The sequence below is a fragment of the Pseudovibrio exalbescens DSM 16456 genome, assembly GCF_000422785.1.
Taxonomy (GTDB): domain Bacteria; phylum Pseudomonadota; class Alphaproteobacteria; order Rhizobiales; family Stappiaceae; genus Pseudovibrio; species Pseudovibrio exalbescens.
In genome coordinates this window covers 15468-39239 of the sequence record NZ_AUGS01000009.1, presented here as the reverse complement: position 1 = coordinate 39239, position 23772 = coordinate 15468, and the positions used below count along the sequence as shown (strand labels likewise).

22 protein-coding genes are annotated in these 23772 nt (G+C 56.2%); 15 read left to right on the top strand and 7 right to left on the bottom strand.

The window, feature by feature from the left end; translation table 11 throughout:
* Positions 1 to 213 precede the first annotated feature (213 nt).
* Positions 214 to 2781, bottom strand: a complete 2568-nt coding sequence (locus G512_RS0108380) for an ABC transporter permease (RefSeq protein ID WP_028481338.1) — start codon at positions 2779 to 2781, stop codon at positions 214 to 216.
* Positions 2778 to 3482, bottom strand: coding sequence for an ABC transporter ATP-binding protein (locus G512_RS0108375; protein WP_028481337.1), 705 nt, complete (start codon positions 3480 to 3482; stop codon positions 2778 to 2780). Before G512_RS0108375 ends, G512_RS0108380 begins: the two co-directional genes overlap by 4 nt.
* 158 nt (positions 3483 to 3640) lie before the next feature.
* Here G512_RS0108375 and G512_RS0108370 point away from each other — a divergent pair, with 158 nt between their 5' ends.
* From G512_RS0108370 to thpR, 3 genes are all read left to right on the top strand, one after another.
* Positions 3641 to 4261, top strand: coding sequence for an arylesterase (locus G512_RS0108370; RefSeq protein ID WP_028481336.1), 621 nt, complete (start codon positions 3641 to 3643; stop codon positions 4259 to 4261).
* 148 nt (positions 4262 to 4409) lie between these two features.
* The gene (locus tag G512_RS0108365) at positions 4410 to 5462 is read left to right on the top strand and encodes an aldo/keto reductase (protein WP_028481335.1); all 1053 of its coding nucleotides are present in this window, start codon (positions 4410 to 4412) and stop codon (positions 5460 to 5462) included.
* Positions 5463 to 5660: 198 nt separating this feature from the next.
* Complete coding sequence (gene thpR / locus G512_RS0108360; RefSeq protein WP_028481334.1) at positions 5661 to 6197, top strand: RNA 2',3'-cyclic phosphodiesterase; 537 nt, start codon at positions 5661 to 5663, stop codon at positions 6195 to 6197.
* A 10-nt stretch (positions 6198 to 6207) separates the two neighbouring features.
* On the opposite strand, the gene G512_RS0108355 is transcribed toward thpR, so the two are convergent.
* Positions 6208 to 6450: a hypothetical protein gene (locus G512_RS0108355; RefSeq protein ID WP_028481333.1), complete on the bottom strand. Its 243-nt coding sequence runs from the start codon at positions 6448 to 6450 to the stop codon at positions 6208 to 6210.
* 237 nt (positions 6451 to 6687) lie between these two features.
* On the opposite strand from G512_RS0108355, the gene G512_RS0108350 reads away from it, so the two are divergent.
* The 3 genes from G512_RS0108350 (at position 6688) to G512_RS0108340 (ending at position 11217) form a co-directional block, all read left to right on the top strand.
* Positions 6688 to 7590 (top strand): YihY/virulence factor BrkB family protein, encoded by a 903-nt coding sequence (locus tag G512_RS0108350; RefSeq protein WP_051269161.1) that lies wholly within the window; start codon positions 6688 to 6690, stop codon positions 7588 to 7590.
* 252 nt (positions 7591 to 7842) lie between these two features.
* Entirely contained in the window at positions 7843 to 9888 is a 2046-nt protein-coding gene (locus G512_RS0108345) for a methyl-accepting chemotaxis protein (protein WP_051269128.1), read from the top strand.
* A gap of 144 nt (positions 9889 to 10032) precedes the next feature.
* Positions 10033 to 11217, top strand: coding sequence for an NAD(P)/FAD-dependent oxidoreductase (locus G512_RS0108340; protein ID WP_028481330.1), 1185 nt, complete (start codon positions 10033 to 10035; stop codon positions 11215 to 11217).
* Positions 11218 to 11248: 31 nt separating this feature from the next.
* Here the strand turns inward: G512_RS0108340 and G512_RS0108335 are convergent, their stop codons facing one another.
* On the bottom strand, positions 11249 to 12031 hold the full coding sequence (locus tag G512_RS0108335) for an alpha/beta fold hydrolase (protein ID WP_036489129.1): 783 nt from the start codon (positions 12029 to 12031) through the stop codon (positions 11249 to 11251).
* A gap of 356 nt (positions 12032 to 12387) precedes the next feature.
* Here G512_RS0108335 and G512_RS0108330 point away from each other — a divergent pair, with 356 nt between their 5' ends.
* Positions 12388 to 13011 (top strand): L,D-transpeptidase, encoded by a 624-nt coding sequence (locus G512_RS0108330; RefSeq protein WP_036489127.1) that lies wholly within the window; start codon positions 12388 to 12390, stop codon positions 13009 to 13011.
* Between the two features lie 61 nt (positions 13012 to 13072).
* On the opposite strand, the gene G512_RS0108325 is transcribed toward G512_RS0108330, so the two are convergent.
* Together G512_RS0108325 and secA are read right to left on the bottom strand one after the other, a co-directional pair.
* Complete coding sequence (locus G512_RS0108325) at positions 13073 to 13696, bottom strand: hypothetical protein (RefSeq protein WP_143181350.1); 624 nt, start codon at positions 13694 to 13696, stop codon at positions 13073 to 13075.
* A 126-nt stretch (positions 13697 to 13822) separates the two neighbouring features.
* Complete coding sequence (gene secA, locus G512_RS0108320; protein ID WP_028481326.1) at positions 13823 to 16624, bottom strand: preprotein translocase subunit SecA; 2802 nt, start codon at positions 16622 to 16624, stop codon at positions 13823 to 13825.
* A 266-nt stretch (positions 16625 to 16890) separates the two neighbouring features.
* Here secA and G512_RS0108315 point away from each other — a divergent pair, with 266 nt between their 5' ends.
* The 5 genes from G512_RS0108315 (at position 16891) to G512_RS22375 (ending at position 20640) form a co-directional block, all read left to right on the top strand.
* Complete coding sequence (locus G512_RS0108315; protein ID WP_028481325.1) at positions 16891 to 17766, top strand: peptidylprolyl isomerase; 876 nt, start codon at positions 16891 to 16893, stop codon at positions 17764 to 17766.
* Between the two features lie 119 nt (positions 17767 to 17885).
* Entirely contained in the window at positions 17886 to 19118 is a 1233-nt protein-coding gene (gene argJ / locus G512_RS0108310) for a bifunctional glutamate N-acetyltransferase/amino-acid acetyltransferase ArgJ (protein ID WP_028481324.1), read from the top strand.
* Positions 19099 to 19908, top strand: a complete 810-nt coding sequence (locus G512_RS0108305) for a GNAT family N-acetyltransferase (protein ID WP_028481323.1) — start codon at positions 19099 to 19101, stop codon at positions 19906 to 19908. The genes argJ and G512_RS0108305 overlap by 20 nt, the downstream gene beginning before the upstream one ends.
* 81 nt (positions 19909 to 19989) lie before the next feature.
* Positions 19990 to 20394 carry an 8-oxo-dGTP diphosphatase MutT gene (mutT, locus tag G512_RS0108300; protein ID WP_028481322.1) on the top strand — a complete coding sequence of 135 codons (405 nt, stop codon included), beginning with the start codon at positions 19990 to 19992 and terminating at the stop codon, positions 20392 to 20394.
* 33 nt (positions 20395 to 20427) lie between these two features.
* A complete protein-coding gene (locus G512_RS22375) occupies positions 20428 to 20640 on the top strand; it encodes a Flp family type IVb pilin (RefSeq protein ID WP_407636263.1) in 213 nt (70 codons plus the stop codon).
* A 10-nt stretch (positions 20641 to 20650) separates the two neighbouring features.
* Here the strand turns inward: G512_RS22375 and G512_RS0108290 are convergent, their stop codons facing one another.
* The gene (locus tag G512_RS0108290; protein ID WP_028481321.1) at positions 20651 to 21538 is read right to left on the bottom strand and encodes a methyltransferase domain-containing protein; all 888 of its coding nucleotides are present in this window, start codon (positions 21536 to 21538) and stop codon (positions 20651 to 20653) included.
* Positions 21539 to 21693: 155 nt separating this feature from the next.
* Here G512_RS0108290 and G512_RS20405 point away from each other — a divergent pair, with 155 nt between their 5' ends.
* The 3 genes from G512_RS20405 (at position 21694) to G512_RS0108275 (ending at position 23767) form a co-directional block, all read left to right on the top strand.
* Complete coding sequence (locus G512_RS20405) at positions 21694 to 22476, top strand: ComF family protein (protein WP_208974975.1); 783 nt, start codon at positions 21694 to 21696, stop codon at positions 22474 to 22476.
* 156 nt (positions 22477 to 22632) lie between these two features.
* Positions 22633 to 22896, top strand: a complete 264-nt coding sequence (gene grxC, locus G512_RS0108280) for a glutaredoxin 3 (protein WP_028481320.1) — start codon at positions 22633 to 22635, stop codon at positions 22894 to 22896.
* Positions 22897 to 22930: 34 nt separating this feature from the next.
* Positions 22931 to 23767 (top strand): carbon-nitrogen hydrolase family protein, encoded by an 837-nt coding sequence (locus G512_RS0108275; RefSeq protein WP_028481319.1) that lies wholly within the window; start codon positions 22931 to 22933, stop codon positions 23765 to 23767.
* The last annotated feature ends 5 nt before the right edge of the window (positions 23768 to 23772 follow it).

The following is a 23772-nucleotide window of genomic DNA, read 5'->3' as shown; positions in this document are numbered from 1 at the left end:
ACCCGTGCAAACTACACTGAAATATGGTCGTAATCGGGACGCAAAACAAGAGAAATCGACCTTAATTTTTTGTCAGCTTGACGGAACGGTCGCTGTTTCCCAAAAGTTCTGGGGTAAAAGCTTATCAATCGTAAATATAAGTTAATACCAGCCAAGTTTTCGTGGTAGCCGGGCTGTCCTGAAGTCTATATCAAGTCATGCCCAGCTGTTGGTTTACAGATTTCTTAAAGTTGGGGCCGGTTTTTCTCCAAGAACACGCCATGTTCCAAGCAGTCCAAAGCCAATCGTAAAGAACAGGGCTCCGATAACGGCAGCAAGTGCAGTGCCCGGCAGCATGGTAAATTGGCCATCCATGACATCAACCAGAACGAATCTGGCAGCAAGGCTGCCGGCGAGCAGCGAGAACAGGGCAGTGGCCAGCCCCAACAACAGATATTCAGCCAGATAGGCGTAGATGAGACGGAACCGGGTGGCGCCCAGTGTTTTCAAAATGACGGCGTCATAGATCCGGTTTCGGTGGCCGGCTGCAAGCGCGCCGCCAAGAACCAACACGCTGGCAATCAGCGTGATGGAGGAGGCCCCTCGAACGGCCCAGGACAACTGCCCCACAAGTTCATTGACCTGTGCAATGGCGTCTTTCACTCGAACAGAGGTGACCGTTGGGTATTGCGTCGTGACTTGCTTGAGAAGGTCAAGCTCCTTCTCCACAGGTGGGGTTTCATCCCACGTGATGGTGGCAAGGTGTGTGTGAGGCGCGCCAGCGAATGTATTGGCTGAAAACACCATGACGAAATTGATGGACATGGATTCCCAGTCAACGGTACGCAAGTTGGCAATGGTTGCGGTGATTTCCCGCCCCAGCACGTTGACGGTCACGGTATCGCCAACAGACAGGCCCAGATTTTGTGCGATTTCTGCGGCGAACGAGACCAGAGGCGTGCCGGTATAATCCGAGCTCCACCAGTCTCCGTCCACGACCTCGGTGTTTTCAGGTATCGTATTGGAATAGGTAATGCCGCGATCGCCGCGCAGCACCCAGCCATCATCAGGGGGCGGTGGTAGCTCATCGGTCGGGATGTCATTGAGCGCCGTGATCCGGCCGCGCAACATGGGCACTGTTTCCAGACGTCCATCTGGGGCGCTTTGTTGCACGAAACTCAAAAAGCCATCTTTTTCATGGTTTTGAATGTCAACGAAGAAGAAGCTCGGGGCCTGCTCTTCTGCAGTTTGCGTCAAGGTGTTGCGTAAGTTGCCATCAATGAGAGCCAGCGCGACGAGCAGGGTCAGGCCCAAACCGAGCGACAGGATCACGGAGGGCGTCAGCGCGCCAGGACGGTGGAGATTGCCAATGGCAAGGCGCCATTCCGTTGAGCGTACATGAGGCATGCGGCGTGCGGCCCACATGATGAAGCGCGCAACGAGAGTAAGCAGGAGGTAGGCACCGATGGCGGCAACCAGATAAAAGCCCGCGATCCGTTTGTCGTAGGCGAGGAGAAGGGCAAGAGCTGACAAAACCAAAAGAGTGGTCAGCGTTGCGACGATGTAGCGTTTCCGCGGATATCGATTGCGGGCGCTGACGCTGTCGCGAAACAGCACCGTTGGTGCTACGTCGTGGGCGCGGCCCAAGGGCCAGATCGCGAACGCAAGAGCGGTCAGGCTGCCGTACACGGCGCCCAGCATCAATTCGGCAGGATAGATCCCAACACTGGCGCCGATGGGCAACAAGGGTTCCAACAGGGTGAGGGCAATCAGCGGGACAACGGCGCCCAGTGCCAAGCCAATGGCGATGCCAATGGCGGCGAGCGTCATGATCTGCATCAGATAAACCCGGAATACAAAGCCCCCCGAGGCTCCCAGACACTTGAAGCTGGCTATGACTTCGCGCTTGGTGTCAAGGAAGCTGCGGACTGCGTTGGCCACACCGACGCCGCCCACCACAAGCGCGGTGAGACCCACCAGTGTGAGGAACTGGGCGAAGCGCTCAATGTTGCGCTGGAGATTTGGAGAGGCATTGGCTCTGGATTGGATCCGCCACCCGGCATTGGGGAACGTGTCCTTGGCTTCCTCGATGGTAGCGTTAAGCGCAGCGTCCGTTTGCAACTGCGAGGCCTTGATGCGGTACCGCCATGTCACCAGGCTGCCGGGTTGGATGAGGCCGGCGGCTTCAAGCGCTTGCGGGGTGACCATGAGGCGCGGGCCAATGGTCATGCCGCTGCCGAGGCGGTCCGGCTCATTTTCCAGAAGGCCAGCGATGCGAACCTTGATCCGCCCGACGGAAATCTCGTCACCGACATCAAGATCCAGACGAGCCAGCAAGGCGAGATCGGCGACGCCGTCCCATGCGCCATTGGTGGCGCTGAGGCCCAACGCGTCATGCAGGGGCTGGCCGCTTTGCAATACTGCACTGCCGTAGAGCGGGTAGGCCCCGTCAACGGCTTTGAGTTCAATAAGTGTTTGGCTGTCAGCTTCAGGTTTGCGGGCCATGGCGCGCAAGGTGGCGGCCGTCGAAACGTCCCCCAGACTTTCAAGAAACGCGCGCTCGTCCTCGCTGGCCTGACGGTGGATCAGCGAAAAGGCCAGGTCACCGCCCAGAATGGACTGGCCCTCCGAGGCGATGCCCTCCGTCAGCGCTCGGGACACCGAGGCCACGCCGGAAATCGCCATGACGCCCAAGGCTATGCAGGCAATGAAAACAAAAAATCCCTTCAGACCGCCCCGCATTTCACGAAGTGCAAAACGGGCGGCCAGGCCGAGTCCGGGCGTTTGTCGCTGCTCATTCATGCAGAGGCCTCCCGGAGGCGCGGGGTGTGTTCTTCAATCTCGCCCGACCGCACCATGACCTTGCGTTCGCACAAATCTGCCAGCGTTGGGTCATGGGTGACCAGCACAAGCGTCATGCCGCGGTCGCGCTGGGCGCTGAACATGAGATCCACGATCTGTTTGCCGGTGGCTTCGTCCAGATTGCCCGTGGGCTCATCCGCGATCAGGATGGCCGGGTTGGCAACCAGCGCCCGGGCCACCGCGACGCGTTGCTGTTCGCCGCCGGACAGCTGCGTGGGATAATGGTTCACACGATCGCCCAGACCAACCGCCTGCAACTCGGCTCGCGCCCGCTCGAAGGCATCGCGCTCGCCTGCCAGTTCCAGCGGCACCGCCACGTTTTCGAGCGCTGTCATGTTGGGGACGAGGTGGAAGGATTGAAAAATGATGCCGACATTCTGACCGCGGAAAGTGGCGAGACCATCTTCACTTAATTGTGATAGGTCTTGGCCGGAAGCGATCACGCTCCCTTCATCGACCCGTTCAAGCCCGGCCATGACCATCAGCAAGGTGGATTTGCCTGACCCTGAAGGCCCGACCAGACCTACCGACTGGCCTTGTTTGATGGACAGATCGATACCCTTGAGAATGTGAATCCGCCCTGCGCCCTGACCAAGGCTAAGGTGCACTCCCTTGAGTATAATGGCGTTTTGATCTGTCATTTTCGGGCCTCAAATGGTTTAGTGAACCTGTGAAAGTGCGAATTAAGTCTTGCGTAGAACTCCGCAACTACGACATATGGGAGGTGTGCAAGATACTGTCCAGTATTCAAGGTTGTTCCATGCGATCCCGCCGTACTTTTTTTCAACTGGTCGCGTTTATGGCTTTATGTGTTGCTTCCTTAGTGCCTGCCAAGGCCAACGATGGCATAAAGCTCGTCGCTTTTGGTGACAGTTTGACCGCCGGTTATCTTTTGGCACCTGAAGATGCCTTTCCGGTTCAACTGCAATCCGCGCTTACGGACCGGGGATATGACGTGACGGTTGTCAATGCGGGGGTGTCTGGGGACACCACCTCGGGCGGGCTGTCGCGCCTCGACTGGTCGGTCGGGGATGATGTGGACGGCGTTATTTTGGAGCTGGGCGCCAATGATGCCTTGCGCGGCCTTGATCCGGCCACTACGCGTGCGAACATTGATGAAATGGTGCGCCGCCTTACGGAACGCGGCATCAATGTGCTGGTCGCCGGCATGTTGGCACCCCGCAATCTTGGCGAAGAATATGCCGCCGCGTTTGATCCGATTTTCGAAGAAACGGCCGAAAAATATGACGCGTTGTATTATCCCTTTTTTCTGGAGGGTGTGGCGGCCAACCCCATGCTGAACCTTGCCGACGGCATGCATCCGACAGGTGAAGGGGTGGGAGTCATTGTCGAGAATATCTTGCCGCAGGTAGAAAAGCTCATAGATCAGATCAAGGCGGAGCGCAGTACTGCGGACTGACAGCACTGGTGCTCCTGCCTTCTTGCGCACCGCTGGCTTTTACGGGCTGGCGGTTTGCGTTTTTAATTGAGCCGCTCCGGACAAGGGTTCGGCGGCTCGGACCACCGCGTAAATGATGCCCGGTTTCCGCCGGGCGTGAGGGGAAATGATGGACTTTCGAAAACTGGGCCGTACAGACTTGATGGTGAGTAGCCTGTGTCTTGGCACAATGACCTTCGGCGAACAGAATACCGAGGCGGAAGGCCATGCTCAGATGGACTACGCGCTCGATCATCAGATCAACTTCTTTGACACAGCCGAATTGTATTCCATTCCGCCCAAGCCGGAAACGCAAGGGCGAACGGAAGAGATTATCGGCACCTGGTTCAAATCCCGCGGTACACGGGATCGTGTCATTCTGGCGACGAAGGTCATCGGTCGCTCTGATATGACCTGGTTCCGCAAGGACGGTAGTCCCGGCCGGCTGAATCGAGCGCAGATGCGCGAAGCGCTTGACGCCAGCCTGCGGCGGTTACAGACCGACTACATTGATCTTTATCAGCTGCATTGGCCGGAACGCCCTGTCTCTCAGTTCGGCTCGAACCCGGCGATCTGGGGAGATCCGGCCCCGGCTGAAGATGAAACGCCCATTCACGAAATCCTCGAGGTGCTCGGCGATTTCGTGAAGGAGGGCAAGGTTCGTCATATCGGCCTATCCAACGAGAGCGCGTGGGGGACCATGAAGTTCCTGCATGAATCAGAAGTGCGGGGTCTGCCGCGCGTGCAATCGATCCAGAACGCCTATTCTTTGGTGAGCCGCAAATTCGAGGTCAACCTTGCGGAGGTTGCCCAACGTGAAGATGTGGGCTTGCTGGCCTATTCTGCATTGGCGCAAGGCTACTTGACTGGCAAGTACCGAAATGGTGCCTTGCCAAAGGGATCGCGCAAGCAGCTTTTCAACCGCTTGTCGCGCTATGAGACGCCCGGTGCGGAAAAGGCCATTGAAGCGTATCTGGCTCTGGCTGACGAGTTTGGCGTTGATCCTTCGGTCATGGCATTGGCGTTTGCGCACACCCGCAGCTTTGTGACCTCTGTGATTCTTGGTGCCACCACCATGGAGCAATTGAAAACAGATATGCTGTCGGCGGACTTTGAAATCTCCGAGGAACTGGAAAAACGGATTAATGAAATTCACCTAATGCACACCAACCCGTGCCCGTAAGGGCCACGGTGAACCTGGACAAAAGGTGAGATTGGCGCCGGGTCTCGTTTGAGATCCGGTTCTTTTTTGTGGGTAGTTCTCTTAAGACGCCCATTTAAATGTTGTTCCCAAGATCAGTCGCAGGCTTGTGATTTTTCTCTTGTACAGCAGGGATTACATGCGCAGAATTTATTATCGGCGTTAGCGGAGGGTCTGACCATGCCCCGACTTTTCACCGGCCTTGAGATCCCGTCTCAAACAAGGCTCATGCTAACCATGCTGCAAGGTGGGTTGCGCGGCGCCCGCTGGATTGATCCGGAAAACTATCACATCACTTTGCGATATATCGGTGATATCGATGAGCAGTTGGCCTATGAGGTGGCCTCAGAGTTGTCGCGTGTTCGCCGCGATCCGGTTGAAATCCGTTTGACCGGGCTTGGATCATTCGGCAATGGCAAGCCTCATGCGATCTGGGCGCGGGTGGAGCCAACGCCGGAGCTTTATGAGATGCAGGCGGAGCAAGAGCGGATTTTGCAGCGACTGGGATTGCCAGCGGAGCGGCGCAAGTACAAGCCGCACGTCACGTTGGCCCGGCTTCGCGGCACGTCTTCGACGGACGCTGCGAACTGGCTCAGCCTGCGGGGTGACTTCAAGGCGCCGCCCTTTCTTGCGGATCGGTTTGTGCTGTTTTCCTCCAAGTCCATGATCGGCGGTGGGCCCTACGTGGTCGAGGAAGCGTATCCGCTGGCAGCGTAGACCGGTTTGGCTAGACCTCGAATGGTATGAGGCCGCGGCGGTTTTTAAGCTGTGGCCATTCCTTCAAGTCACAGCATGGGGCGTCATGCTCTTTCAATGAACTCGCGGCTGGCACGGGCTTCAAGCCATCGGTTTTGGCTGGTGCAAGCTCCTTGAGGTGGCTTTTGGGCTTGGGAAATGGCTGAAGTTCGCCCGCAGTGAGTGTTGTGGAGCCAATTGAACACGCCAGAAGCCCGAGAGCGATGATCTTCATGCAAACCTCAAAATACAATTTGATTAAAATTTTAAATAATAATTAAGGGCCCCGCAAATGAATTTATTAAAGGATTGTTAATCCGGTTTACGGTCGTCAAGGTTGGCGAAAGTGGTGCTTTTCCCGCCCGTTGGTGCAGCGATAGATTGCCGGGGTTGCTTCAATCGCGCCTATTTGGCCATTGTGCCGACAACTCAGGACTCCATATTGAATCATGAACGGCAGCAGGGAGTAAGGATGAGCGGAGGAGCAGACGAGCCCGGGCTTTGGCGCAAGGTGTATCAGGTCTTTGCGGATGCTATCGGGCATTTCGGAAACGATGATGGTTTCGCTGTTGCTAGCCACGTTGCGCTGTTCAGCCTGATGGCCTTGTTTCCATTTCTGATTTTTGTGACTGCATTGGCTGGTTTCATGGGGCTGACCGAAGTTGCAAAACAAGCCTCTGACCTGATTTTCGATACCTGGCCACCGGAGGTGGCGCAGCCGGTCGTTCAACAGATACATGCCGTACTGACACAGCCGCGGGGGGATCTTCTTACTTTTGGTGTCATCGTGACGATCTGGTTTTCGTCCAACGGTGTTGAGGCGCTGCGCACGGCGTTGAACCGGGCCTACCGTGTAAAAGAAACCCGCAACTGGTTCTACTGCCGGGCGCAATCGATACTGGCGGTTCTTTTAGGATCGTTCGTTTTGTTGGTGTTCACCGGCCTTATTGTGCTTGGGCCGCTGATTTGGAGTGTGCTGGCGCGGCATCTGCCATTTTTGGCGGAGTTCGGCTATCAGGCCAACCTTATCCGATATGGCGTTACTTCGGTGTTGCTGGTGCTTGCCCTGTTTCTGGCGCATATCGTGCTGCCTAACGGGCGACGCGGGGTCAGTGATGTGCTGCCCGGCGTGGTAATCACCTTGTTGCTCTGGATTACGTCTGGCGCTGCGTTTGGAGCGTATCTAGCTCGATTTGCAAATTATGTTTCTCTATATGCCGGTCTCGCCGGTGTCATGACGGCCTTGGTGTTTTTGTATCTGACAGCCGCAATTTTCATCTTGGGCGGTGAGTTCAACGCCGCCATTTTGCGTCAACGCAAGATACGAGGTTGGCATAAGACAAGCGCGGCTGACACGCCCTCTGCGCAGTCCTGATAATCGCCGCCAGCCGACCAAGATGTTTGATTTTCAAAAAGTAACCATGAGTTGCATTTTTATTTATTATATACCTCATTGTAAGAATGTTTGATAATCGGATATCACGTAGAATATTCGAGTATTTATACATGGCAATCTCAATATGACGCTTGTCTTTCCCTGCGTTTGCAATCTGTAAACACTTTTCCCCTGTAATTACCCCTAAATGAATACTGAGTTTAAATGCCAGTGTCTGAGGGGAAAGCTGCAATGAAGTTCATCGGGAAACTCGGCATGCGCCGCGGCAGGATGCGAGCGCGACGGGCCGCAGGACCGGGTTTGGGGGCGCGCCTGAGCCTGCGGTTCCGAATTCTTGCTCTCTGCGGCATCATGGTCGTTGGCTTCGCTGTGATCGGTGGGGTTTTTGTCTGGTCGCAGACCCGCCTCAGTGAGGCCTTCGAGTTGGCCCGTCAGAATGCTCTGTTGGCGGAAGAAGTGCGAGATGTGGCCATTCTGGCTGGTGAGTTGAAAGCGACACACAAGGACTATGAGCTTCACCCCGGCAATGCTCAGGAAGGGCGCTTCAATGATTTGCTCGATATTGCCAAAGGGCGGTTGCAGCGGGTTCGCGAACTGGAAATAGCCACAGCTTACAGGGCCGAGATTGATGATGCTCTGGATACGCTCAATGGCATTGGTGGTGCATTTGGTACCTTGCATGCACACCAGCAAGAATTGGGTTACGACGGAGATAGCGGCCTGCGCGGTGCAATGAGCTCTAACCTGTCAGAAGCAGAGCGGACGTTGAAGCGGGAGACCATTCGAACCAGAGATCCGCTCGAGCTGAAGTTACAGAAAGCCTTACTGGATATCATCGCCGCAGAGCGCGGGTACATGCTGACGAAAATGGACACGTTTCTGGGGGACATCGAGCTTGGCTATTCCCGATTTGACCGCACGATGCCACGTGTCGAACTGGATCCGGCGAAGGCGGCAATCATATCGGATGGTGTGAATGCCCATCGCGCGCAGTTCGAGAGATTTTCGGCTTTGGTGGTGGAGCGAGCCCGTACTTCAGAGTTGCTTTCAAACCTGTTTGATCTGTTGCCGCCTCGCCTGAATGCCCTCAAGACAGCGGCGGAGGACGGTACGGTCATTGCTGAAACACAACTGGCACGAACCACTGACATGGCATGGAAGTTGGTGATCAGCGCAATTGGCCTCACCGCCGTGCTCGCAGTGGCGGCGGGATTGGTCGTGACCTCCAGCATCATGCGCCCGCTGCACGGGCTGCGCCGGGTGATGAGCCTGCTATCCAAGGGTGATACAAATGTGGAGATCCCTCGATATCAAGGGGGGCGTGAGTTGGTCGCCATGGCGGAGACACTTCATGTATTTCGCGACAGTTTGATTGAGCGGCGCGATCTGGAAGCCGCACAGTATCAGGAACAAGCGGCCAGAGATGAGCGTGCAAGGCAGATTGATGCCTATATCGCCGCCTTTGAAGAAACGGTGGAGGCGTCCTTGTCGCAACTCAACACAGCGGCAGAGGGGTTGGGGCAGGCCTCTCATGATGTGGAGGGCGCAGCTGATAATGTAATGGCGCAGGCCGGATCAGCGGGGCAGGCCGTTGAAGAAGCTGCACGGAACGTGTCGAGTGCATCGGCGGCGACTGAGCAGTTGGCCATGTCGATCAACGAGATCGCCTCGCAGGCGGAAGGCTCCAGCAAGGTGGCCGCACGTGCCGTGGAAGGCTCCCGCGCGACAGAACAAACAATGACAACCTTGAGTGATGCCGCTCAGCATATTGGTGAGGCAGTCGGCTTGATCCGCGATATTGCGAACCAAACCAATCTCCTGGCGCTTAATGCGACAATTGAGGCGGCGCGGGCCGGGGAACATGGCAAGGGCTTTGCTGTTGTGGCATCCGAGGTAAAAAGTCTGGCGAGCCAGACCAGCCAAACGACCGAGGAAATCGCCGAACAGGTGCAGGCCATTCAGGCAGCCTCCGGGAATGCTGTTACGGCAATTCAGGAGGTCGGAAACATCATCAAGGAAATGAATGAGATGTCGGCGGCCGTGGCGGCCTCAGTGGAACAGCAAAATGCAGCCGTTCAGTCCATTTCCGAAAATGTAGCAGGCGCAACACGAAGCTCGGAATACGGCACACGTGCCATGGAAACGGTCTCTCAGGCCTCAGATACGGCACGGGCCACAGGCAGCAGTGTTTCCGAGTTTGCCGATCTGCTTTCCGCCCAAGCGGACACGCTGCGGCAGGATGTCAGTGCATTCTTGAGTAAGGTTCGGGCCGCCTAAAGAACCCATCAACAGATGTTTGCTCTGCGGCACTCCTTCGAAAGAGGGAGTGCCGTTTGTTTGCCACGATTGTCAAATCACCTTATGACCACGCTAGGTTATACGCCCATCGGTTCAACGGTTGGCATTAGGCAGGAGTGGAGTATGGCGGAAAAGATTGTGGTGGTTGGTGCGGGGCAGGCCGGGTCCCAGGTCGTACAATCGCTCCGACAAAAGGGGTTTGAGGGAGATCTGGTTCTGATTGGCGATGAGCCGCACCTGCCGTATCAGCGCCCACCGCTTTCCAAGAAGTTTCTCAAAGGCGAGGTGAGTGAGGAAACGCTCTATCTGCGACCCAAGGAGTTTTACGAGATCAACAAGGTGGAACTGGTTTCCGGTGATCCGGTTGTCCGTATTGATCGTGCTGCCAAGACCGTGCAGTTGAAAAGCGGGAACAGCGTTGCCTATGACAAGCTGGTGCTGACCACCGGAACAAAAGCCCGCGACTTGCCAATTGAGGGAGCCTCACTGGAGGGCGTTATGTCACTGCGCGGCATTGCAGACGTTGAGGCGCTGCGTCCGTTTTTAGCGCCCGGCAAACGCGCGGTGATCATCGGCGGCGGCTACATCGGTCTTGAGGTCGGCTCTGTCGCCCGTGATCTCGGTCTTGAGGTCAAGATTGTGGAGTTGCAGGACCGGCTCCTGAAAAGGGTGGTTTCTGAGGATGTGGCAGGCTTCTTTCATGAGTTGCACGAAACACGCGGGGTGTCATTCCACTACGGTGTTGGCGTGGAACGCATCGAAGGAGAGAACAAGGTTGAGGCGGTTCTCCTCTCCGATGGCACGCGGCTGGAGTGCGACTTTGTTTTGGCAGCGGTTGGCGCCGTGCCCAACGATACGCTCGCTGCTGAAGCCGGGCTGGAAGTGGATGACGGCATTATCGTGGATGGCCATGGCCAGACAAGCGATGAGGATGTGTGGGCCTGTGGTGATTGTGTGCGGTTTTTCTCTCAACGCTATGGTCGTTCCATTCGTTTGGAAAGCGTTCAAAACGCCATTGATCAGGCCAAGACCGTCGCGGCAAGCATGATGAATGAAACGCCTGATTATGATCCGCTACCCTGGTTCTGGTCGGACCAGTACGATGTAAAGCTCCAGATTGCTGGTTTGTCTCACGGATATGAGGAGGCGATCACAGTTGGCTCGCCCGCGTCGGGCAGCTTTTATGTGGCATATCTCAAAGACGGCAAGCTCGTCTGTGTGGACAGCATCAACCACCCGCGGTCTCACATGATGGCGCGCCGGGTTATGGGCCAGGACTGGAACGAGGACCTCCTGCCGCCGGCCTGACGTTCTGAGCAGGGAGAGGCAAAGCCGCGCGTCAGCGCGCGGCCTCGCGAATGATGCGCAGGATATCCTGAGGGATTTCCAAGTGAAGCATGTGGCCGACCCCTTCGAATATGTGCTTGGCCATGCTTCCGGGGGCGTTGTCCACCTGATTAGGCGGCAAAACGCGATCCTGTGTACCCCAGACCACAGATATGGGGCAGGGAAGCTCCGCCAATTTCGGCAGGGGCAGAACGCCTTGTTGGTCGTTTTCCAAAAATGCGGAACTGATCGTCGCCAAGGCTTCCTGCGCACCGGGACGACATCGTTGCTCGGCGATGTACTCGGCCAGCTTTCGGGGCAGTTTGTAGTTGATACCGTAAAACTGCTCCAATAGCGGCGCCTGTTCTTCTGGGGTCGTGGCGGCTGCGTATCGGCGCAAAAGCTGGGCATTGATCTCCGGACCAAAGCCGCCCGGTGACAGCAAGGTCAAACTGGCTACCTTGGCCGGCGCACGCATGGCCACGAGAGAGGCAACTGCTCCGCCCAACGAGTGACCCACAAGGTGAAAACGCTCCAAGGCCAATGCATCCAGAGATTGATTGACCGCTTTGGCAGCCACGACGGCATTACCAATCCTGGGCCAATCAAGCGCCTTGCCATGTCCGGGAAGGTCAAAGGCCAGTGAATGATGCTGACGTTCCAGATTGAGCTGAATGTTATTCCACGTGGTGGCGTCGCTGCCAAAACCATGTAGCAGGATAATCGGGGGTTGGCCCGCCGGGCCCTGTTGTATGTGGGGTAGACATTCCTGAGTATCCACGTTCGCCTCTGACAAGTCATTCTCCCAGTTTTTCTAGATAGTTCTGCAGGCAGGATACAGATAGATTCTGGATTGAACAGGCGGCATTCGTCTAGGTTAAAGTGAATGTGAGTTGATTGACCCATAGGGCAGGCTGTGTGCCGGGTGACCGTGGTATCTCAAGAAAACAATAAGTTTTTATCACCCGTTATTTTGCTGAAAAGTACGGGTTTCTTATTGCGCTGTACAGTAGTTATAAACTAGTTTCCGGTAATCCATAAAACGTTCTCAGCGTAAGGCGGCCGGGGCTGATGTGTGCCGTGCTTACCTGAAGTTGAAACTGCGCCACTCAGGCTGGCGCGTGACGATTTTTTTTCGCCTTGGGGAGCATGATGAAGTCCTACGTTAATGCGTTGGTTAAAACTGCCGTAAAAGCAATTGTCGGGGTCGGCATTGTTTTCGGTCTGAGCGCGCCGCTTCAGGCAGCCCAGTACTGGAATGCCGAAAAGAGAGAATGGGTGAGCTATACCCCATCTGTGCATACAGCTTCACGCCTTGCTCGCAGCAAGTACAAGCGCAAGGTTGTTTCTTACCGCACCGATGAAAAGCCGGGAACGATCATCGTCGATACGGATGAACGGTATCTCTATCACGTTCTGGCGGATGGCAAGGCGATGCGTTACGGCATCGGTGTCGGCCGGGATGGTTTTGAATGGTCGGGCACTGAGCGTGTAACCCGCAAGGCCAAGTGGCCGGGCTGGACACCACCGCCGGAAATGATCCGCCGCGAAGCCAAGAAGGGTCGCAAGCTGCCGAGCTATATGCCGGGCGGACCTGAAAACCCATTGGGTGCGCGGGCGCTCTATCTTGGGAACACCATCTATCGCATTCACGGCACCAATGAGGATTGGACCATCGGCAAGGCCGTTTCCTCTGGCTGTATTCGCATGTTCAACGCCGACGTGGAACACCTCTACGAGAACGTGAGGGTTGGTGCGAAAGTGGTGGTTCTTTAAAGCCACTTTCCATCTGCGACGACATGAACAAAAAAAGCCGGCTGCGAGCCGGCTTTTTGCGTTATTGATAGCCTTCTGCAATGGGGCGACAGCACCCCAGATAGACCTTGTCCGGTTGGCCCTCTTCATGCCAAACCAGATGGGCAATACCCCAAACAAAACTGTCCACCGGAAGGAACGGGCAAGCTTCTTCGGCAACCGTCAGGGTAGCTCGCGACGCGGGGCCCTGCGCCTGAAGTACGCCATACCGATATCCTTCGATGGACCCGGCAGAGGTAATTGGCAAAGCCGCATCCTGTCCGTTCATGGTCGTGAAGCGCGCTTCACCATTGGCCCATGATACATTCCAGCCGGGCTCGAAACCGCCACAGCTTCCAGCGACTGGCAGCAATGAGCCATCGAGTGATTTCGGTTCCGCTTCGGCCAGATTGTCGATACGTGTCCAGCCCGAAGTCTCGCCAATGCTGACCGACTGCCACGTCTGATCCCCAAACAGGCGCGTCTTGCCGTCGGAAACAACAATTTCTCCGCTATCGATGATACGCGGCATCTCACGGGATCCGGGGTGGGCAAAAACCTCCAGATCCGCCGTGGCCTTGTAGTAACCGGGTTCTGCAGCCCCAGCCGGGGCCGCTATCGTCATGATCAAAAGAGCGAGAGCGCTTGCTCCTGTACGGGACCGCATTGTGTACTCCTTGGATGGAATCATCTTGTGCAAACACTTTAGTGTGCAAATGGGCAATCTCGTGATCCAACGAAAAAAGCCGGTGCGAACACCGGCTTTTCAAAGCTTTTTGAGCGGAAGAAACGCTTAGACCAGCGCTCCATGGCAATGTTTGAACTTCTTGCCTGACCCACAAGGGCAGGGCTCGTTACGTCCCACCTTGCCCCATGTCTCCGGATTGGCCGGATCGCGGTCAGCAGGTGCACGCGCTGCGCGGGCTGCGAGCATCTGTTGATCTGCGGCGCTCATCTCATCCTCTCCGGTCAACGGATCGGTGTGATGGGCATGCATCTCCGGCAAATCTTCGTTGGTCGGCATGCGCGGCGCTTCCTGCTGAACCAGTTCCACGCGCATCAACTGCGAAGTGGTTTCCTGACGCAAGTTGGTCAGCATGGTTTCAAACAGCGTGAACGCCTCGGTCTTGTATTCCTGCAGCGGGTCGCGCTGACCGTAGCCACGCAGGCCAACGACAGACCGCAACTGATCAAGGTTCATCAGGTGCTCACGCCACAAGCGGTCGAGAGTCTGAAGCAGGATGGCCTTTTCAACCTGACGCATGATGTCGGCGCCGTAGTTGGCCACCTTTGCCGCCATGATCTCAGAGGCTTCCTTCTTCAGGCGCGCGATAACCTCTTCATCGGCGATGCCTTCCTCGGCAGCCCAATCCTTGATCGGCAAGTCCAGACCCAACTTGGTCTTAACTTCTTCCTCAAGGCCGTCCGTATCCCACTGTTCAGGATAAGCGCGCTCCGGAATATGCGCTGCTACCAGATCTTCAATGACCTCTTCGCGCATTTCTTCGACTGCTTCATGAATGACATCGCCATCCATCATCTCAAGACGCTGTTCGAAGACCACTTTTCGCTGGTCGTTCATGACATCGTCGAACTTCAGAAGATTCTTACGAATGTCGAAGTTGCGCGCTTCAACCTTCTGCTGCGCTTTCTCGAGAGCCTTGTTGATCCACGGATGTACGATGGCCTCGCCTTCCTGCAGACCCAACTTCTTGAGCATGGACTCCATGCGATCCGAGCCGAAAATGCGCATCAGATCATCTTGAAGAGACAGGAAGAACTTGGAGCGTCCCGGGTCGCCCTGACGCCCTGAACGGCCGCGTAGCTGGTTGTCGATACGGCGGCTTTCATGGCGCTCGGTGGCCAGAACGAACAGACCACCTGCCGCCAGCGCCCGTTCTTTCAAGGCCTCGATCTCGGCCTTGATTTCGGCTTCGCGAGCCTCACGGTCCGGACCTTCCGGCATGTCGCCCAATTCGACGTCGATGCGCATGTCGGCGTTGCCACCCAGCTGAATGTCCGTACCGCGACCGGCCATGTTGGTGGCGATGGTAATCGCGCCGGGTACACCAGCCTGCGCGATGATTTGCGCTTCCTGCTCGTGATAGCGCGCATTGAGAACGGCGAAGATCTTGGCCTTCTTGTTTTCCTCGCTGGAGCGATACAGCGGCGAGAAGGCCTTGGGATCAGCCAGATCAATCTGCTTGTAGCCGTTCTTTTGAAGCAGCTCAGCAAGGATTTCCGACTTCTCGATGGAGGTGGTTCCGACCAGAACCGGCTGTTCACGCTGCTTGCATTCGTCAATCAGATGAATGATCGCGTTGTACTTCTCTTCTACCGTCCGGTACACCTCGTCGTCTTCATCCACGCGCTGAACAGGCATGTTGGTGGGGATGTCGATGACTTCAAGGCTGTAAATGTCCATGAACTCTTCTGCTTCGGTCATGGCCGTACCGGTCATGCCCGCCAGCTTGTCGTACATACGGAAGTAGTTCTGGAATGTGACGGAAGCCAATGTCTGGTTTTCAGGCTGGATTGCAACTTTTTCCTTGGCCTCAAGTGCCTGGTGCAAGCCTTCAGAGAAACGCCGACCAGGCATCATGCGTCCGGTGAACTCGTCAATGATCACGACTTCGTTGTTGCGAACAATATAGTCCTTGTCACGCTGGAACAGCTTGTGAGCTTTCAGGCCTTGCTGCAGGTGGTGAACAGCGGAAACATTCTCCACGTCATACAGCGAGGTGCCCTTGAGCAGACCTGCTTCAGACAAAAGCTTTTCCAGCTTTTCGTTGCCTTCTTCGGTAAAGGTCGCAGAGCGCTGCTTTTCATCGATCTCATAGTCTTCCTCCGTCAAGTGCGGGATGAAGGTATCGATCGTGTTGTAGAAATCTGTCCGGTCTTCCAGCGGACCGGAGATGATCAGTGGTGTGCGGGCTTCATCCACCAGAATGGAATCCACCTCGTCCACGATTGCGTAGTTATGGCCTCGTTGAACCATCGACTCGCGATCATACTTCATGTTGTCGCGCAAATAGTCGAAGCCGAACTCGTTGTTCGTGCCGTAAGTCACATCGGCTTGATAAGCCGCTGCACGCTCCTGGTCGCTGATGCCATGGACGATCAGGCCTGTTGTCAGGCCGAGAAAGCGATAGACCTGCCCCATCCAGTCCACGTCACGAGAGGCCAGATAGTCGTTCACGGTCACAACGTGCACGCCCTTGCCTTCAAGCGCGTTTAGGTAAACCGGTGCGGTTGCGACCAGCGTCTTACCTTCACCGGTACGCATTTCGGTAATCTGGCCGCGATGCAAAACAATGCCGCCAATCAGCTGTACATCATAATGGCGCAGGCCAAGCACGCGCCGGGAGGCTTCGCGCACTGTCGCAAACGCCGGTACCAGAAGGTCATCCAGTTTTGCGCCGTTGGCCAGTTGCTCACGGAATTCGTTTGTTTTTGCCTTGAGTTGCTCGTCGGAGAGCGCCTGCATTTCAGGCTCAAGGGCGTTGATCGCATCGACCATTGGCCGAAGTGCTTTAACCTTGCGATCGTTCTCTGATCCAAAAATCATTCGGGCGAGTGCGCCGAGCCCCACCATGTGGCGGTCCTTCCTTTTTCGGGCGCCGGTAACCACGAATGTGGTGGGCCCTAGAAATCGTCAAAATTCTGATCTATGCAACCCGCGACTACAGCGAGTCAGCGCAATGGTCACACTATCTCGAAAGCCCTTCGGAAAATAAGAGGGGCGCAGTGAGAGATAAGTTGGGGCCTTATGCTTGTCAACGTTATCTGCAGTCGCAATTCTGCGCATTGTCCTCGTTGCTCCCGTTCAGGGGCTGAAAGCAACTTAAAGAAAGAGTAATCATGCTTCGAAAGTTTCCAACAGTACTCAAGTGCTCCGTCGCGGCCTTTACACTTGTAATCGGGTTCGGCACTGCCAGCGTCTACGCGCAGGACGTGGATGATGTCGTCGCTACTGTCGATCAGGTGGAAATCACGGAAGGTGATCTGGCCTATGCGGCTCAGGACTATGCGAACCAGCTGCAGCAGGTGCCACCGAACGAATGGCGCGGTGTGCTGACTGATGTGCTTGTGGAAATGAATCTTTTGGCGAATGCGGCTAAGGAACAGGGCCTGCAGGACGAGCCTGATTTCAAGCGGTTGATGGAATTCGAGCGCACCCGTGCGCTGCGCAACGCCTATTTCCAGAAGTTTATTCAAAACACGATTTCTGAAGACGACATTCAGGCTGCCTATGATGAGCAGTTTGGTGACTTCAAGGGCGAACAGGAAATCTCTGCCCGCCATATCCTTGTCGAAACGGAAGACGAAGCCAAGCAGATCATTGCCGATCTGGAGGGCGGAGCTGACTTTGCCGAGTTGGCCAAGGAAAAATCCACAGGGCCGAGCGGCAAGAACGGTGGACAGCTTGGCTTTTTCGGCAAAGGACAGATGGTGCCGGAATTTGAAGAAGCAGCCTTTGCCCTTGAGCCGGGTTCCTTCACCAAGGAGCCAGTCAAGACCCAGTTCGGGTATCACATCATCCTGAATGAGGAAGCACGGGAGCGTCCGGCTCCAGCACTGGAAGAGGTTGCCGACCAGCTGCGCCAGAATCTGGTTCTGGAAAAGTTCCGCGCCAAACTTGAAGAACTGCGGGCAAGCGCCGACGTCGCCATTGTCGAGCCGGTAGAAGCCGAAGGCGATGACGCAGCTGCGCAGGACGGTGAAAAAGCCGAATGATGAGATGGTCGGGCGTTTCTTAAGCGTGCCGGCACCATGTTAAGCTTGTCTTTAGAGCTCCGTTTGGCTACCTCCAAACGGAGCTTTTTCTTCGCCGGTTTCTTTCTGGAGCGTTTTTTATGTCCGACACCCTTTCCCCCCTTGCCCCGAAATCCTATCCGGAAATGCCAGAGGTTGCTGGCGTGCGTTTGGCAACGGCTTCTGCTGGAATCAAGTATGAAGATCGAACGGATGTGGTTCTGGCGCTTTTAAGCGAGGGCAGCCAGATTGCCGGCGTATTTACCAAATCAAAGTGCAGTTCTGCGCCGGTGGATTGGTGTAAACAGCATCTGACTCGTGGCCGCGCTCGGGCTATCCTTGTCAACTCAGGCAATGCAAATGCCTTTACCGGCAAGAAAGGCAAGGAAGCGGTGGCGCTTTCCGCGCGCATTGTTTCTGAAGCCGTTCAATGTCCTGAGAATGAGATCTTTCTGGCTTCGACCGGCGTGATTGGCGAGCCGCTGCCGGCAGAAAAATTTTCAACCGTTGCGAAAGAACTGGTTTCAAAGTCAGCACCCGCGGGTTGGCGCGATGCAGCGCAGGCAATCATGACCACCGATACCTATCCCAAGTATCTAACGCGAACTGTCCAATTGGGTCAGCAGACCGTTACCTTGAATGGTATCGCCAAAGGGGCCGGCATGATTGCTCCGGACATGGCGACCATGCTCGGTTTCCTGTTTACGGATGCGCCTATTGCCGCGCCCGTGCTGCAAAGCCTGTTAAGCGCCGGCGTTCCTGATACATTCAATGCCATCACGATTGACAGTGATACCTCCACATCGGACACGGTATTGCTTGCGGCAACCGGGCAAGCTGGCGGTGAATGGATTACCGATGCTGCAGACCCCCGTCTTGGCCCTTTCAAGGCCGCATTGCAGGATATGATGCGCGAGCTGGCTCATCAGATTGTGCGCGATGGCGAAGGGGCGACCAAGTTTGTTGAGGTGAATGTGGTGGGGGCTGAGAGCGATGCGTCTGCCAAGGCGATTGCTCTGGCGATTGCCAACTCACCTTTGGTGAAAACGGCTGTGGCCGGTGAAGACGCAAACTGGGGCCGCGTGGTGATGGCTGTTGGCAAGGCAGGTGAGCCTGCCGATCGTGATCGGTTGGCCATATGGTTTGGTGATGTGCGTGTGGCCGTGGACGGCGAGCGCGACCCAGATTACAGCGAAGAGGCGGCGTCAGCCGTCATGAAAGAAGATGACATCTTGATCAAGGTTGATCTTGGGTTGGGCATTGGCTCAGCCCAGGTCTGGACCTGCGATCTGACGAAAGAATATGTGGCGATCAATGGCGACTACAGAAGTTGATCCCTTGAAGGGATTTTCGGAGTTGGACATGGCGCAGGTGTATCGCCTCGAACAGTCCAATTTGAACTGCTATCCAAGCTTGCTGACCAATTATGACGGGCGCTGGATGATGCGGCTTGCGCCGCATAATCCGGCGCGCCGGGTCAATTCCCTGAATTTCTTCGACCGCGACGATGATGAACGTGTGCCAGAGCGCCTTGTCTCGGCCCGGCGTCTGGCGGCCGATGCGGGCGTGCCATTTGTGGTGCGTTGGTCACCTTTGATGCCCAAGGCATTGGATGACTATCTGAATGAGGAAGGCTGGCAGCGGTACGATCCGACCTTGGTGATGGAGCGCGGCATTTGGGCCGCTGCCGATCCGGAGCTACCGACGGATCATTCCATCGAGCGTTTCACGCAGGAAGCGTGGACCAGCCATTACATCAGTGTTGGTGGCACGGACCCGAGCAAGGTAACCGAGCCGGCGATACGATCCATGTCGGAAACGTTGGCACGCATTGCCTCGGAAAAACTGTGCCTGACAGTGTTGGGCCCGGAGGGCGACCCGTGTGCTGTGCTTTTGGCTGTGCTGGATCGTGACTGCATGGGCTTGTTTGCCATCGCGACCCACCCTGAACATCGCCGCCGTGGCTTTGCACGCGCTTTGCTGGTTGAAGCTCAACGGATCGGAGCGATCAGCGGGTGCCATCGGTCTTGGTTGCAGGTGATGGTTCAGAACACGGCAGCTGTCGGACTTTATGAGTCGTTGGGGTATCGCGAAGCCTATCGTTATCACTATTGCAAACAATAGCTTTCCGCCAAACCTAAACCTTATTTGGCTATGGTTTCTGGCTGGTAAGTGGGCTGTATCAAAACAGGACGGACAATTCTTATGAAAATCGTAATGGTCACCGCCTGTGCGCTTTTTGATGCTGATGGGCGAGTTCTTCTTGCCCAGCGGCCAGAGGGCAAAGCGCTCGCGGGATTCTGGGAATTTCCCGGCGGAAAACTGGAGGCTGGCGAAACGCCGGAAGATGGGCTCATTCGCGAATTGCGTGAAGAACTGGGAATTACGGTTAAGAAAGAGTGCCTCGCGCCGCTGACTTTCGCGAGCCACACTTACGAGGATTTTCACCTGCTGATGCCACTTTATGTTTGCAGGCGATGGGATGGCACGCCCGTTGGCGCCGAGGGACAGGCGCTGACATGGGCCCGTCCGGTTCGCCTGAGAGACTATAAAATGCCACCGGCAGATGAGCCCTTGATACCGCACCTGATTGATCTGGTTGCCGGTTAGACCCAAGCGGCCCTGCCTTAAGACGAGGCGGATATGGTGTGTAAGCGGCAGGGCTCCGACGTATCACGAGCAGGGTTTACGATCGCTCATATGAACAAGGATGAGCGGGGCAATGTTGCCATTGAATATGCACTGATCGCCGGCCTGATTGCGCTGGCGATCGTTGGCAGCCTTGGGGCTATCAACAACAGCATGAATGGCGTATTCACCGAAACAAGCACGGCGCTTGAACGCTCTGCAGACTAACAGCCTTTTCTCATAGTTTCTTTTCGTCCGTACCAAGAGCCTCAGCGAGGCTCTTTTTTGCACTTCCAGGGCGCAATGGCTTCTGTTGACTTTCATGGGGCGCCCAGCCGCTCAATGAGGCAAAGGTGAAGGTGGCGCGAATGCGGCCGTCCGGATCCGAATGGTTTTGTGCGTAGTATTCCGCCGCCCTCATGAACAACCCCTTCGGCGCCATAGTCTTTTGCCGTTCCAGAAGTGGGTTGGCTGCCCCCATGGTCCGCAAGTCTTTCGCCAGATCGAACAGGGTGTCGTACCGGACGGTTATCTTGTCGAGATCTGCCACAGGCAATGCAAAGCCGGCGCGTTGTAACAGCCCTCCCAGATCGCGGGTATCTGCAAACGGAATCACCCGGGGAGAGACGCCACCGCAGATTTCCATTTCCGCCCTCATCAGACTGTCCCTGAGTTCGTGCAGGGTATCTGTTCCCAGCAAAAGACCCAGAAACAAGCCGTCTGGTCTCAAAGCCCGGCGGATCTGGACCAATGTCCCCGGCAGGTCATCCAACAGCTGGAGGTTCAGTGTGGACACCACCAGATCAAGACTTTCATCGGCAAAGGGCAGCGCTGCGTCATCAACAACCAAGTCTGGTCCGGGAGAGTTGCTGTGGTCGGGCGCGAACAGATCGGCACGTATGACGTTGCCGACCTTGCCTGATGCGCGCAAGACCTCCGCGATATGCCCCCCGTGCCCGCCAAGATCTACCGCCTTTTCGAACTGACGGGTGACCATCATCAACCTGTCTTCCAGATCTTGTGCTGCGACCTTTAGCAGAAAATCTGACCCCATTATCGCCGCTTCGACAGCCGCTGCTCTCCGGCGCTTGATGAGAGGGCGGTCAAAGAGGGCGTTCATGCTCATGCCTACACCTTGGTGCGTTTGGGTTGATGGGTCTGCAGCTTTGTACCCGGTCCGACCGGGCATTGATCCCCGGCTCCTTGAGGGTGACGATCCAGAGGCATCCCTCGTTGACATGCCATGGTACGCTGACACTGGCAATAGATAGGGGGGATTACGTGCAGGGTCTACGGTTTTCTTTAGCCAATTGGCCGCAGAAGCTTTTGGATGGTCTCCTGCGGTACAGCCGTGCTGGTGTCGACTTTCTGGTTCCGCCGACCTGTCCCAGTTGCGGTGTGTGCGTACAGGACAGCGCCGGGCTGTGTTCCGCGTGTTGGGGGAAAATCCAGTTCTTGTCGCCGCCGTGGTGTGAGCGGCTCGGGACACCGTTGACTTATGATCTGGGACCCGGTGCGTTGAGCCCCATGGCCATTGCCGAACCGCCTGAGTTCGACCGGGCACGAGCGGCTGCAAGTTACACGGGACCGGCGCGGGATGTGGTGCATCAGTTCAAGTTTGCCAATCGACCAGCCCTTGCCCGTGTGCTTGCACCCATGATGGGGCGGAGTGGCGCGGAGTTGTTGCAGGATGGTGTGGTGCTTGTTCCTGTGCCCTTGCATTGGATGCGATTATGGCAGCGAACCTATAATCAAGCAGCGTTGCTTGCTCAAGAGATTGGACGGGCGCGGGGATTGGATGTTGATTGTCTGGCATTGCAACGGGTTCGCCGCACAACAGGGCAGGTGGGATTGAAGCGTGATGAGCGCCGCAAGAATGTTCGCCGTGCGTTCGTCGTTGCGGAAGAACGGCGTTTTGCTGTGCAGGGACGGCACGTTGTGTTGGTTGATGATGTCCTGACAACCGGTGCAACGGTTGAAGCGTGTACGCGCGCTTTAAGGCGTGCCGGCGCAGCGCAGGTGGATGTTCTCGTATTTGCCCGGGTTGTTCACGAGAGCGATTGATTGGCCGGGCGGCGGTGAGCCTTGCTTCACCTTCGCGGGGCTGCAAAAAGGCTCGTCTCTTGCGCCTGTGCCCCTACACGCCATATATACCCCTCTGACAAATGATAGGACCCACCTACGAACGGGCGCCATGTGTGGGCGCCAGAGGATAACACCATGACAGATGTCGTGATTTACACCCGTGACATGTGCGGCTTTTGCACCCGCGCCAAGCGCCTTCTTGATGAAAAGGGTGTTGCATATACCGAATATAATTGTTCGGATGATCCTACTTTCAAAAGCGAGATGATCCGCAAGTCCAACGGTGCGCGCACCTTCCCGCAGATCTTTGTCGGGTCTGAGCATGTAGGCGGGTGCGACGAGTTGTATGGCCTGGAACGACGCGGTCAGCTTGACGCTCTTCTGGCTGCGGGTGTCTAATTATCTGAACTGCTAGCTCAAGGGGTAACCGCTGATGCATGAGTTCAAAGCTGCGTGTGTACAAATGCGCTCCGGACGGGATGTCCGTGCCAATCTGGATGCTTGTGAGGCGCTGGTGCGCGAAGCGGCCCATAGCGGGGCGCTCTATGTTCAAACGCCGGAGATGACCAATGTGCTTGAGCGGGGCCGAGAGGCCCAGATGGCCGCTGTATCCCTAGAAGCGCAAGACCCGTTTCTGGCACGGATGAGCGATGTGGCGCGCGACCTTCAGATCTGGCTGCATTTGGGATCTCTTGCAATCAAGCGTGAAGACGGGAAACTGGCTAATCGCGGGTTTTTGCTTGCGCCTGATGGTGGTCTTGCCGCACGTTATGACAAGATCCACATGTTCGATGTGGATCTGCCTGGTGGCGAAAGTTGGCGAGAATCCGAGACCTACGAGCCAGGCAGTGTGTCGCCGGTTGTGGAGTTGCCTTTCACCAAGGTAGGCATGGCGATTTGCTATGATGTGCGCCAGCCCGCCCTGTTTAGAGAGCAAGCAAAACGGGGTGCACAAGTGTTGTCCGCCCCGGCAGCGTTCACGCGGCAAACCGGCCGTGCTCATTGGCATGTTCTTCAACGTGCACGCGCCATCGAAAATGGGGCGTTCATGATATCGGCTGCTCAAGGCGGAACCCATGAGGATGGGCGCGAAACCTATGGTCACAGCATGATCGTTGACCCTTGGGGGCGCGTGATTGCCGAGCTTGATCATGATGAGCCGGGAGTTTTGGTTGCCGAAATACGGCTGAAACTTGCCGAGGATGCCCGGGCAAGAGTGCCTGCCATTGCCAACGCACGGACGTTCACGGTGGATGAGGTTGCGCTCTAGGGCGC